Below are 12,182 nucleotides of genomic sequence, written 5' to 3'. Positions count from 1 at the left end.
ACGTTCCTCCGGCGTCACTCGGGATGATCGCTTCGCGGTACGCTCGGCTGGCGAGCCGGGTGGGACGAGTCCACTCGCCCACCCGGGGCTCGAATGTGATTCGCTCTCACGTTACGTTGATGCGTTCAGGTCATGTGCACGGAGTTTCCCTGCGCCTGGGATACGGTCGCCGTCATGTGCACTGGTGCCGCCGCACTCGCTTGAGCCGTCGTCAGCATCCAGCAAGTGGCGGCCATAGCGGCCGCGAGCCATAGGCGTTTCAATTGTGAACTACCTCACTCAGAGCGTGAACTGACACGATCTTGGGCGTTTCCGGAACACCGTACATGCTCTCGACCCGGTCGTGACAGTCATTCCGGTTACTCGGCGAAATTGGAGAAATAACCCCATTTGGCGGGTGATGTCTCTTTTGTTAGGTGCCGGTGCTCTCGCCGGAGTCGTGGAGGCGTGCGCGGAGGTCCTCCGCGGGGAGGCCGATGGACTCGAACACGCGCAAGGCCCGCTGCCAGTGCTCATGGGCCTGGTCCATGCCCTGGACGTGCATCAACGCAGTCCCGAGACTCTCCAGCGCCTTGCCGGCCTCGTAGGGGACGCCGATCTGGTCGGCGAGCTCGCACGCCTGGCGGAGATGGTCGACGGCCACCGGGTACCGGCCGGACGCCGCCAGCGTCTCGCCGAGATGCCGGAGTGCGAGCGTCTCCTCGTAGCGCTCGTTTATCGTGCGTGAAATGGCCAGGGCGCGCTCGTGGTGGACGAGGGCCTCGGCGTAGCGGCCGGTGTTGTGGAAAGTGGCGCCGATGCCGATCAGCGTCTCGATCGTGCTGCGTCGATCGCCTATCTCCATAGCTATGGAGAGCGCTTTTCGGTAATCCGCCAACGCCATTTCGTGGGCGCCCGTGTGCCGGTGCACGCAGGCCATGTTGATGAGCGAGATCGCCTGGTGCTGGCGGCCGAGCTCCGCGGCCGCCGCGGCCGTCCGCTCGTAGTACTCCACCGCGCGGTCGACGTCGCCCATGCGGAGGACGAGGTCTCCCATGTTGTTGAGCGCCATCGTCCGGCCGCGCGGATCGTCGATCTCGGCGAAAATGGCGAGCGCCGTGAGGCGACGCCTCACGGCCTCGCGGTAATGGCCGGTGTACTCCAGGAAGATTGCCGAGTAGTCGAGGTTCCGGGCCTCGCCCCGCCGGTCGCCCAAGGACCGGTGAATGTCCAGCGCGTCTTGACAGCGGGCCAGCGCCGCGGGGAACCGGGACCGATGCCAATGAATGAGGCTGAGGTGCGCGAGAATGTCGGCCTCGCCCCGCCGATCACCGATTGACCGGTAGATCTTCAGTGCCTTTTCCGCGTCTTCAAGCGCGGCGTCGTAATCGCCGCCGCGGAAACGGATGAGGCTCAGGTCCGCCAGCGCGCGTGCGGTGCCCGCGTGGTCGTCCAAACTCCGCAGGGCCGCGATCGCGCGGATGTGGAGCCGCGACGCCGCGTCCCAGTGCCCGCGCGACTCCAGGTGCCCGGCGAGGGCCCGCGCGAGCCCGGCGGCATGGCCGGGCCAACCGCCCCGGTCGGCCTCGGCGGCGGAGTTCAGCAGGCAGTCGTGCTCGGCGGCGAACCACTCGGCCGCGTGCGCCTCGTCCCGCAGCGGCGGCAGTTCGGGCGGGACGTGCCGGAGCTCGACTCGCCCCGCGGGCCGGTGCGGGGACAGCAGCCGGTCCGCCTGGTCCGCCGCCGCCAGGTAGAAGTCCAGGATCCGGTGGACGGTACGGAGCCGCTCGTCCTCGGTGTCCACCTGGTGAGCGAGGCGCCGGGCGTAATCGTGCACGAGGTCGTGGAACCGGTACCGTCCCCCGACGGGTTCGGTGATCAGATGCCGGTCGAGCAGTTCCTCAAGGACGCGCTCGGCCTCCCGGACGGGACGGGCGAGCGTCGCGGCGGCGGCCTGGGCCGTCAGGTCGGGCCCCGGATGCAGCGCGAAGGCGCGGAACGCCGCCCGTAGCGGCGGTGGGAGCCCCCGGTAGGACACCTCGAACACCATCGTGATCTCGTGGCCCTCGACGCGCAGCTCGTCCAGCCGCCGGTCGCCGGGGGCGAGACGGGCGAGCAGGTCCTCGACGCCCCACGCGCGGCGGTGCCGCAGCCGGCTCGCCGCCATGCTCACCGCCAGCGGCAGCCGCCCGCAGTGCCCGACGACCGCGACGAGGTCGGCGTCGGCGCCGCTCCGCCCGGCCCCGGCGACGTTCGTGAACAGCGTGATCGCGTCCCGGACGGGCAGGACGTCCAGCGACAGCGGGAAGGAGTCGTGCAGCCCGGTCAGCCGCCGCCGACTGGTCACGATCACCAGGCATCCGGCGGATCCCGGCAGCAGCGGCCTGACCTGCTCGTGGCCCGTGGCGTCGTCGAGCACGATGATCGCGCGGCTGCCGGCCAGCTGCGACCGCCACAACGCCGACCGTTCGTCCAGCGCCCGTGGGACGCGGGTCGTCGGCAACCCGATCATGCGGAGCAGCGTGTCCAGGGCCGCCGAGGTCTCGACCGGCTCCTGCCGGGGGTCGTGCGCGTGAAGCTCGAGGAAGATGTGCCCGTCTGGGAAGTGCGCGGACAGGCGGTGCGCGAGACGGACGGCGAGCGCCGTCTTCCCGACCCCGGGCATGCCGTCGATGGCGATGACGGTCGTCGCCGGACCCGCCCGGGGATCGGCGGCGCCCGGCTCGCGGGGGAGCGGCACCGCGTCCAGAAGCTGCCGCAGCTCCTCTTCCCGGCCGACGAACGCGCGCACGTCGTGGGGGAGGTTGTGCGGCCGCTGATCGACGTTCAGCTGCGTGCCGGGAACCCGCAGCAGCGCCGGGTCGGTGCGCAGAATGCGTTGCTGCAGTTCCTGCAACGCGGGCCCGAGGTCGGTGCCGAACTCCTTGACGAAACGGTCGTGGGTGCGGCGGTAGAGGTCCAGGGCCTCGGCCGGGCGCCCGCAGCGGTACAGCGCCACCATGAGCCGTTCGACCGGCCGCTCGTCCAGCGGGTGGCGCTCGGTGAGGTCCGACAGTTCCCGTACCAGGTCAGGGTGGTGGCCGCGATGCAGCTCCATGTCGATGCGCTCGATCGTGGCGGCGAGGAACTCGTGCTCCAGACTCCGCCGCGTCCGCTCGGCCCAGTCGCCGGTGAGGTCGGCGAGCGGCGCCGCCCGCCAGAGCCGGGCCGCCCGCCGGTGGTGGTCGAGGGCGTACTCGTCGTCGCCGCTCTCGGCGATCGCGCGGGCCTGGTCCCGCAGCAGCCGGAACCGCTGCAGGTCGACGGACTCGTCCTGGACGTCGATCGTGTAGGCGCCCTGCCGGGACAGCAGCTCGACGCCGTCCACGTCCGCCAGCCGGTGCCGCAACCGGGTGATGTAGGTGTACAGGCCCTGCCGGGCCTTGGCCGGGGGACTGTCGTCCCACACCCGCCGTATGAGGGTCTCGGCGGGCACCGGCTGCCGCGGGTTCAGCAGCAGCACCGCGAGAACGCATCGTTCCTTGGTCGATCCGAGATCGTACCGCCGGCCGTCGATTAGCAGCTCAACGGGGCCAAGGATGCGGAACTCCACCGGGTGCCCCTTTGTGAAAGGCTCCACCTGAAGCGATTTTTGCATCTCCGGTACTGGGTGACCAGTCTTGAGTCACCTGTCCACTTGGCCACCATGGGACGCCACTACTTGACAAGTCAGGATGATTGCAAGTTTTCGTCAAGTTCGCCGATCGACACTCGAATCCGGAGGGCAGGTCATTGTGATCTGCGACGGAGGAGCGGATGGCGGCCGCATCCAAGGTCAAAGGGGGTTCATTCGCGACTATGTCTGGCTTCGAATGGCGTCGGGCCTTAAACGGGTCCGATCCCGGCTGGTGGCGGAACCTGGGGGACCGGCGGGTGGTGTTGATCGTGGTGGGCTCTCCGGTGCCCGGCCAGGCCGTCCTGGACGTGGCGCGGCTCGCGGCCGCCGATCCGCGTCTGCGCGTGGTGTTCACGGCCGCTCCCGGGCCGTTCGCGACCGACGTGGAGGTGCTGCTGAGAGACGCGGGCACCGTTCCGCTGCCCTGGCACGAGGCTGCGGGCGCCGACTTCGGCCTCGTCGTCGCCGCCTCCCGGCCGGGACCGGCCGCGGGAGCGCCGTCGATCGTTCTGCCGGGAACGCCGCCAGAATGCGTCCCAGGCAGCCCGCCGCCCGCGTCGGGCCGGGCGCCGGTCGTCTATGCGTACGCGCACGAAAGAGATCGTCCGCCGCAGGACGTCGTCCGCATGCAACCAGGGACGGTCGTGGTCGGCGACTCGACCCATGATCGGCTGGTGGCGAGCCTGCCGATGCGGGACTTCTACCGGCGCGCGCTGGGCGTCGGCGAGCATCGCAAGCTGGTCGTGACGGCCCTTCCGGCCGCCCACGGGACCGCGGCGTGCACCGGCGCCCGCTGCCGGTCCCTGGACGTCGTGCACCGCCTGCTCACCGAGTTGCCGTCCGGTGACTACCACGTTCTCGGCGTCCCCGAGCCTGGGCCGGGCGCTTGCGCCGGCGGGCGCGGGCTCGCCGTTCACCTGTGCAACGGCCTCGGGCTCATGCCGCCGGAGGCGGACTGGCGCGCGGCCCTCGTCGCGGCCGACTGGGTCGTCGGCGACGCGGGCCCGGTGACCTGGTACGGGACTGTCACCGGTGCCCCCGTCCTCCTCACCGGGGCCGGGCCGCCCGGAGACGTTCGCACGCCGCCGGGCCGACGCTCGGCACTCCACGATCAGCGGTCTGCGCTCCATGACCGCGCCGGGCGGCTCGTGGGGAACCGTCCGGCGCCGGCGCAGCTGACCGAAGCGGCGGCGCGATGGCGGCCCGACCGTGCCCAGCCCGTGATCCGGCGGATCACGTCGGAGCCCGGCCGGTTCAACCGCAACATGCGCCGCCTGATGTACGGGCTGCTGCGGCTGCCGCAGCCCGCCACGATCCCCGTCGCGGATCCGGTCTCGCCGCCGTTCCGCATCGACCGCCCAGGCGGCCGGGGACTCTGCTGCCCGGAAGGGCATCCGATGAACGTTTGCCAAGGAGGGTGAGAATGCACAGCTCGGGGGACGCGTGGACGTCCGGTCCGTTCGGCCTGGAGGCGTCGAGGGGCTCGACCCTGCCCGCGCAGCGAACGGTCCTCGCCGTTGCGCACCACATGACGGCGGCGACGCGGCTGGCGGACATCATGCCGCTTCTCGAAAGCGACCGGCGGGTGGCCGTCGCCTACACCGCGGCGCCGGCATCGGTGTTCACCGGTGGCCTGGACGAGTTCCTGCGCGACCTCGGCGGGCTGGTGCTCCCGTGGCAGGAGGCCGTCCGGTCCAGGTTCGACCTCGTCGTCGCGGCAAGCCACGGCATGCTGGAATGCCTGCACGCACCGATCCTGACGGTGCCGCACGGCGCGGGCCCCGGCAAGCTCCTCGGGCGGCTCCGCGGTTTCGGGCCGCCGGCCGAGCGTCCGGTGACCGGCCTGATCCGGGAGCGGCTCGTCGTCGCGGGACGGGTGGTGCCGTCGTCGTTCGTCCTGCCGCACGAACGGCACCGGCGCTCACTCGAACGCGAGTGCCCCGAGGCGTTGCCGGTGGCGTTCGTCGGCGGCGACCCGTGCCTCGACCGGCTGACGGCGAGCCTGCCTCACCGGGACGCGTACCGCCGGGCGTTGGGTGTGCGGCTCGGACGGCGCCTGGTCTTCGTCAGCTCCACCTGGTGCCCGGACTCGCTCCTCGGCCAGGACCCGGACCTGCTGTTCCGGCTGGCGGCCGAGCTGCCGCGCGACGAGTACCAGATCGTCGCCGCGCTGCACCCGCACATTTGGGCCTGGTACGGCCGCCGGCAGGTGACCTCCTGGTACGCCGACTGCCTGCGGCTCGGCGTCCGGTTGCTGCCGCCGGAGGAGGGCTGGCGCGCCGCGCTGGTCGCCGCCGACCGGGTCGTGGGAGATCACGGCTCCGCGACCTGCTACGCCGCCGCGCTCGGCGTGCCGGTGCTGCTGGGCGCGTTCCCGGAGGACAGCGTGGCGCCCGGCTCCCACGTCGCCCGGCTTGGCGCCGTCGCGCCCCGCGTGGACTGGGACCGGCCGCTGCGCCCGCAGCTGGAGGACGCCGCGCACGCCTACCGGCCGGACGTGCACGAGGCCATCCGAGACGACATCAGCTCCCGGCCGGGTCAGGCGGCCCGGCTCATCCGCGGGGAGATGTACCGGCTCATGCGGCTGCCGGACAGGGACCGTCCGCCCGATGTGACCCCCGTGCCGATGCCGCGCCCGATTCAGGCCGGCACGCTGCGGGCGGCGTGATGGCCGCGGATGCGTCGCTCGTACGCGCCTGGGAGGATCCCGGCGGGTACGACGGGCTCGCCTGGCGGGACCGGGAAATGGAAGGCGTGCTGATCGGCGGCGGGCGGGTCACGCCGACATTCGTGAGCCTCCGGCGCTCCGCCGCCGGGGATCCGCCGCGCGGGGACCGGCATCACGTCCCCGGCGCATCGGCGGTCAACCGCACCGGACGCGATGTCCCGCCGACGGTCGACGAGCATCTCGTGGCGGGTCCCGGCGAGAACTCCTGGCCATGGCTGTCGTGCGCGGACGTGATCGTCCGCCGCATCGACGAACCGACGCCGGACGACCCCCTGGGCTCGTATCTGGCGAGGCTTCCCGGCTGCCTGGTCGTGGTGGGGAACACGCAAGGAAGAGGATTCCTTGTGGCCGTGCGCGGACGGCGAGCCCGGCTGACTCCGATGGGGGGCGGGGCGTGCACGGACGAGCAAGCCTTGTCCTACGCGTCCGCGCTTCACCTGTGGATCGTCTCGGGACGTCCGCTCGACGCGCTCTCCATGGCGAGGCTCACCGCCGTCCGCGGGCGTGCGACCGTACGGCCCGGCGTGCTGGTCACGGTCAGGGAGTCTCAGGAGGCGGGGGACGGTCGTCCGGTGCCGGAGCGGGAGGCAGTTCGGCGAGCTGCACGCTGACGGCCGCCGCCTGAGGAGAGCCCAGCCTGCAGTAGATGGCCAGGGCCCGTTCCAGGCAATCGCGTTCGGTCGCCGGGTCGTCCTGGCGCGCCGCCACGAGGGCCGACTCGACCAGCGCGTCGGCCTCCACCTGCGGCGCGCTGGATTCGCGGGCGACTTCTCGCGCGCCGCGCAGGGCACTGGCGGCCTCGTCCAGCTGCCCCGCCCGGAGCCGCGCCCTCCCAAGGCAGGTCAGCGTCCTGGCCCGGTGGTAGGGCTCGTCCAGCTGGGAGAAGGCGTCGAGCACGCCGGTCAGCGTTTCGATGGCGTCGTGGTGGCGCCCCGCCGAGCTGAGCGTCTCGCCGATGTGCCGCTGCATCAGCGCGATGCCGCGCGGACGGCCCAGGTCCGCATGCGCGTCGCGGGCCTCGGTGAACAGCTCTATGGCGTGGAAAGTGTCGCCGGTGGCGCGTTCGGCGATGCCGAGCCCTTCGAGGGCCGCGGCTTCGCCGAGCCGGTGGCCGGTGTCCCTTTCCAGGCTCAGGGCGTCTTCGTAGCGCTGCCGTGCGGCGCCGAACTCCTGGACGCTGAGATAGGACATGCCGAGCGCTTCGAGCATCCGCGCCTGTGCGCGCCTGTCACCGCACGCCTCGGCGGCCGCCCGGCCGAGCTCGTGCAGCCGTATCCAGGACGGCTGGCGCTTGTGCTGCAGGAACAGCGGCCACATCGCCTCGCAGATCTGCCAGGCGACGGCGTGCAGACCGCTGTCGTGCGCCTCCCGGGCCACAGCGGCCAGGTTCGCGTGCTCCTGTTCGAGCCAGCCCAGGGCGGCGTGCCGGTCGTGGAAGACCTCCGGTCTGTTCTCCGCCGCGTAACGGTCGCCGAGGTGCCACCGTCCCGGCAGCAGGACGAGATCGGCGGCGACCGCCACCGTCAGATACCGGTCGATGAGCCGGGCGAGCGCCGTCCCGCGGTCAGACGCGGTGTCCGATTCCAGCGCCTTGTCGCGCGCGTGCAGCCGGACCAGGTCGTGGAACCGGTATCGCTCGTCCGCGTCCTCCAGCAGGAGGCTGGCGTCCACGAGGCCCTGGAGCAGTTCCCGGGCGTCGTCCTCGTCGGCGTCGACGAGGGACGCCGCGGCCGCAAGACCGAAGTCGCGTCCGGGGTGGAGGCTGAGCAGTCGGTACGCCCGCGCCTGCTGGGCGTCGAGCGCCTGGTAGGAGGCATTGAACACGGCGTCCACGGAGATGTCGCCCTCCCCGGCACGCAATGCGGCCAGCCGGCGCGCCTCGTCGTCGAGTTCGGCCACCGCGCGGGCGATCGGCCAGTGCCGCCGGGCGGCGAGACGGGCGCCCGACGCGCAGACCGCGAGCGGCAGCGTGCCGCACAGCGACACCAGCGACCGGGCGTTCTCGTGCTCCGCCGCGATCCGGTCCGCGCCGATGAGGTGCTTCAGCAGTTCCAGCGCGCCGTGCACGCCGAGCGGGTGGACGTCCAGGAACCGCGCGCCGTCCACCACCAGCCCGGACAGCCGGTGGCGCGAGGTCACCACGACCAGCGACGACCCCGCCCCGGGCAGCAGCGGCCGGACCTGGGCGGCCGACACCGCGTTGTCCAGCATGACGATCAGGCGCCGCCCGCTGGTCAGGGACCGGAACAGCGCCGCCTGCTCGTCGATGCCGGAAGGGATGCTCTCCGCGCCGGTGCCGAGCGCCCGCAGAAAGCGGCCGAGTGGCTCGTCCGGCGGGAGCGGTTCCGTTCCCGAGAACCCGTGCAGGTCGACGAAGAGCTGGCCTTCATAGCGGTCCGTCAACTGGTGCAGCCAGCGCAACGCGAGCGTCGTCTTGCCGACGCCTCCCGGGCCGCTGACCACCACGAGCCCCGAGGCGCTCGCGAGGTCTTCCAATTCTCTCAATTCCCGGTGGCGATCGGCGAACAATCCAGGTGACGGAAGTTGCGCCGGGGTGGGAAGAGGGGTCCGCTGGGGCGTGGAGATGTGGACGCCTCCCGTGATCGAGCCGGCCTGGACGCTGGAACCGCCCACTGTCCCGCTCAGCTCGTTGACCCATCTGCCCCGTTCATTGGGAGACTGCACGACCCATCCATCCCATCAGCGCGGCGGGATGGCGGACCACCCCGGTCGGTCCAACCTACCCGCGCTCTCCGGAGCCGAAATAATAGTCGCCATGAATTGAATATTATGGTCAGTAATAATGGCGAAAAGTGGTCAGAATTGTTATCTCGGTGACAGATGTGTCGACGGGGTGGGGCAAGGGCCAGGTCTAGGTGGCGTCGGTGAGGCCGTAGCGTTCCTCGTCGTTGGGGCGGGGGGCCTCGGGGCCGTCGCGGCCGAGGCGGAGCATCCGGGAGACGCGGACGGTGCGGAACTCGCGGCCGCGGACGACGATCCGGTGCCCGGGCGCGGCGTTGATCTCCTCGCCGAGCGCCGTCCATTCGGCGAGCTCCTCGGGGCCGGCCGGGTCGCCCTGGAACTCGCGGAGCCGGGGCAGCAGGTCGGTGAAGTGCCTGGCGAGCCGGTCGCGGGCCTCGTCGGGGTCGTCCCCGCCGGTGATCGGCGACCAGCAGCCGCCGTCGACCTCGACCACGACGAAGGTCGGCGGGAGCAGCACGACGCCGGGGTGGCTCTGGATCGCGTGGCGGGCCTCGGTGCGCACCTGGTCGGGGACGGTGCCCGCCACCGGCATGTGGCCGACCAGGTTCAGGCGCAGCTGCGCCTCCCACTGCCCGCACGGCGCGGGCGGGTCGATCAGGTGGTCGCGGAGGACGTCGTCGCCGCGGAGGTCGGCGTCGGTGGACCGGGGCGGCTCCATGACGCCGTCGCCGATCAGGACGAACTTCTCCACGCGGATGATCCGGTAGCGGTGGTCGCCGATCTCCCATTCGTCCTTGGCGAGCTGCTCGCCCTCCTCGGGGTCGAGCCGGTCTGCCGCGGCGAGCATGGTGCGGGCGGTGCCGGGGTCGGGCTCGTCCTGCGCGGCCGTCCGCAGGTCGATGGCGAGGCTGTAGCGGGCGGAGGACGGGTCGTCGCAGCCGAGCGAAGCGATCCGCCACTCTTTTCCCTTTTGCACCGCATGCCCGAAGTCCGGGGAGCCGCCGGGCAGCAGTTTGGGGTATTGCAGAATTCGCTCGCCGAGTTCCCTGTCGCGCACCGCCGCGACGGGGTCGAGCTGGGCGACCACATTGATGTAGTCGTACCCGTGCATCAACGGGAAGGTCATGCCCGCATCCTGGCCGCAGGGCGCGCGCTCCCGCATGATTTCGCGCACATCCGCGAGCCCGTATTGCCCCGCATTAATCGGAAATGCGGAAAACGACTTTTCGTACGGGGAGTCTGATCGCGAGGCGGGCTATTCGTCCAGGGTGATGACGACCTTGACGTCGTCGGGGCGCGGCGTGAAGGCGTCCTCGTAACGTTCCAGGGGGACGCGGCGGGAGATCAGCCGTCCGAGCCAGTCCGGGTCGGCGTCGGCGAGGGCCCGCGCGGCGTCGGCGTAGTGGCCGAGGTTCGCGTTGACCGACCCGATGATCGCGTCGTTCTCCAGGACGATGTCGCGGTTGAGCGCGCCCGCGTCCACCTCCAGGTGGCGGCCCGCCGACGAGACGCCGGTCAGGCAGACGACGCCGTAGGACGCGTTGTTCGCGATCGCGCCGAAGACGAGCTGCGACACGCCGGTCGCCTCGATGACGATGTCGGGCCTGGCGCCCGCGACCGCCTCGTCCAGGCCCCGATGGTGGTAGGCGGCGCCGAGGTCGGCGACCAGCCGCGGCTTCGGGCCGTCCGCGACCTGGTCGAGGACGTGCACGTCCAGGCCACGCTGCACGCCGAGCAGCGCGGCCAGCAGCCCGATCGGCCCCGCGCCCGTGATCAGCGCCTTGCGCGGCTCGAACCAGCCCCGCGCGCCGACCTTCTCGATCTGGTCCCACGCCTTCGCGACGATCGTGGTCGGCTCCATCAGCACGCCGACCTCCGAGAGGCGCGGGTCGAGCGCGACGGCGTAGTCCGCCTCCACCGTCCACGATCGGCTCGCGAACCCGTCGATCTCCTTGATGCCGCGCTCGGTGTAGCGGCCGTTGCGGCACATGTCGAACTCGCCGTGGGCGCAGGCCCCGCACGGCTCCGGGTCGGGGCGCCGGACGACGCCGACGACGAGGTCGCCGGGGGAGAAGCCGCTCCCGGACGGGGCCTCCCGCACCCGTCCCAGCGACTCGTGCCCGATGACCAGGCGGTCGCGGCCGGGCGGCGCCCAGCCGTAGTCGCCGGCGGCGATCTCCCTGTCGGTACCGCACACCCCGACGGCGACGCCGTCCACGAGCAGGTCGCCCGCGCCGGGCTCCGGGTCCGGGACGTCCGTGACGGCGAGCGAGCCGCGCTTCTCCGGCAGGACGGTCAAGGCACGCATCACGTCTCCCCCCATCGTGGTCGGGCGGCCCGTGGTCAGGCGGCGCCACCGCGTCCCCCGGCCCTCGCGGTCCCGCCATCTCCGGCCTACCCGTGATGGTCGATCCATGTCCCGCCCGCGCCATGTTCCGGTCAACACATTGCCACTCGGCGGGCCCGGCGCCGTCGGTTTGCCGCGGGCGGCCGGACGGCGGGCCATAAAACCATTCGCGCTCGGCCGCGGGGGTGCTTAGCATTTCTCTTACCGATGCGGGGTGGTGCAACGGGAGCATGCAGGTTTCATAAGCCTGGCGATGCGGGTTCGAGTCCCGCCCCCGCCACTGAAATGGCGCGACCACGGGAAATGGCGCGCCCACGTGGGAAAGAGCGCGTTCCCGTCGCGATTGCGGACGGCGCGGGGGCGCGCCGCGTTACCGGCGGTTCCGGATAGTGATCGCGGCGGTGACGCTCACTTCGAGCGGTGACGCTCACTTCGCGGGTGCGGTGAGAAACTCTTCCGCCACCGGCTGTGATCAACGGTGGCCGTTCCGCGGAGGTTTGGCACGGACTTCATGGCTTTTTGGCACGGAGCGCCCTGGAGGCGCGTTCCAAACCGGCATACGATCAGGATGAAGGGACTCGGAAAGCGCTTTCAGTAGTAGGAGGGCGCTTCTCCAGGTCCGATCGAGAGGAAGGAGACCTGTATGGCCGTCCACAGCACAGACGCGGACCGGACCGACGAACGCGCGGACCGCTGGGTCACGCCCGATTATCACATCGTGGAGACCTCCCTGGAGGTCACGGCCTACTTCACAGCCGAGGGCTGACCCG

At 71.5% G+C, this 12,182-nt stretch carries 8 protein-coding genes and 1 tRNA gene; 5 read left to right on the top strand and 4 right to left on the bottom strand.

From position 1 onward, the window contains the following. Nucleotides 1-412 precede the first annotated feature (412 nt). A complete protein-coding gene (locus ACH34T_RS00465) occupies nt 413-3,571 on the bottom strand; it encodes an AfsR/SARP family transcriptional regulator (protein ID WP_395989871.1) in 3,159 nt (1,052 codons plus the stop codon). Between the two features lie 320 nt (nt 3,572-3,891). Here ACH34T_RS00465 and ACH34T_RS00460 point away from each other — a divergent pair, with 320 nt between their 5' ends. The 3 genes from ACH34T_RS00460 to ACH34T_RS00450 are packed head-to-tail and all read left to right on the top strand — an operon-like array spanning nt 3,892 to nt 6,973. Further along, on the top strand, nt 3,892-5,055 hold the full coding sequence (locus ACH34T_RS00460; RefSeq protein ID WP_395989870.1) for a hypothetical protein: 1,164 nt from the start codon (nt 3,892-3,894) through the stop codon (nt 5,053-5,055). Nucleotides 5,056-5,057: 2 nt separating this feature from the next. Then, complete coding sequence (locus ACH34T_RS00455) at nt 5,058-6,302, top strand: hypothetical protein (protein ID WP_395989869.1); 1,245 nt, start codon at nt 5,058-5,060, stop codon at nt 6,300-6,302. Next, the gene (locus ACH34T_RS00450; RefSeq protein WP_395989868.1) at nt 6,302-6,973 is read left to right on the top strand and encodes a hypothetical protein; all 672 of its coding nucleotides are present in this window, start codon (nt 6,302-6,304) and stop codon (nt 6,971-6,973) included. The genes ACH34T_RS00455 and ACH34T_RS00450 overlap by 1 nt, the downstream gene beginning before the upstream one ends. Here the strand turns inward: ACH34T_RS00450 and ACH34T_RS00445 are convergent. The 3 genes from ACH34T_RS00445 to ACH34T_RS00435 all read right to left on the bottom strand — a co-directional run bounded on the left by ACH34T_RS00445 (nt 6,900) and on the right by ACH34T_RS00435 (nt 11,373). After that, nucleotides 6,900-8,867 (bottom strand): tetratricopeptide repeat protein, encoded by a 1,968-nt coding sequence (locus ACH34T_RS00445; RefSeq protein ID WP_395989867.1) that lies wholly within the window; start codon nt 8,865-8,867, stop codon nt 6,900-6,902. The genes ACH34T_RS00450 and ACH34T_RS00445 overlap by 74 nt on opposite strands. 367 nt (nt 8,868-9,234) lie before the next feature. After that, the gene (locus ACH34T_RS00440) at nt 9,235-10,191 is read right to left on the bottom strand and encodes a DUF5954 family protein (RefSeq protein ID WP_395989866.1); all 957 of its coding nucleotides are present in this window, start codon (nt 10,189-10,191) and stop codon (nt 9,235-9,237) included. Nucleotides 10,192-10,320: 129 nt separating this feature from the next. After that, entirely contained in the window at nt 10,321-11,373 is a 1,053-nt protein-coding gene (locus tag ACH34T_RS00435) for a glucose 1-dehydrogenase (RefSeq protein ID WP_395989865.1), read from the bottom strand. 247 nt (nt 11,374-11,620) lie between these two features. Between ACH34T_RS00435 and ACH34T_RS00430 the strand changes: the two genes are divergently transcribed. Together ACH34T_RS00430 and pqqA are read left to right on the top strand one after the other, a co-directional pair. Continuing rightward, nucleotides 11,621-11,692: transfer RNA gene (locus tag ACH34T_RS00430), tRNA-Met, on the top strand. Nucleotides 11,693-12,055: 363 nt separating this feature from the next. After that, entirely contained in the window at nt 12,056-12,178 is a 123-nt protein-coding gene (gene pqqA, locus ACH34T_RS00425) for a pyrroloquinoline quinone precursor peptide PqqA (protein ID WP_395989864.1), read from the top strand. Nucleotides 12,179-12,182 lie beyond the last annotated feature (4 nt).

The organism is Actinomadura sp. 9N215 (genome assembly GCF_044326345.1).
Taxonomy (GTDB): Bacteria; Actinomycetota; Actinomycetes; order Streptosporangiales; family Streptosporangiaceae; genus Spirillospora.
Note: the sequence above shows the minus strand (reverse complement) of the source record. Positions and strands in the feature narration are given on the sequence as shown.

What these genes read in the sequence shown, in the direction of transcription:
- ACH34T_RS00440 (WP_395989866.1), bottom strand. Translation starts at nt 10,191, where the DNA reads ATGACCTTCCCGTTGATGCACGGGTACGACTACATCAATGTGGTCGCC.
- ACH34T_RS00455 (WP_395989869.1), top strand. Translation starts at nt 5,058, where the DNA reads ATGCACAGCTCGGGGGACGCGTGGACGTCCGGTCCGTTCGGCCTGGAG.
- ACH34T_RS00435 (WP_395989865.1), bottom strand. Translation starts at nt 11,373, where the DNA reads ATGCGTGCCTTGACCGTCCTGCCGGAGAAGCGCGGCTCGCTCGCCGTC.
- pqqA (WP_395989864.1), top strand. Translation starts at nt 12,056, where the DNA reads ATGGCCGTCCACAGCACAGACGCGGACCGGACCGACGAACGCGCGGAC.
- ACH34T_RS00450 (WP_395989868.1), top strand. Translation starts at nt 6,302, where the DNA reads ATGGCCGCGGATGCGTCGCTCGTACGCGCCTGGGAGGATCCCGGCGGG.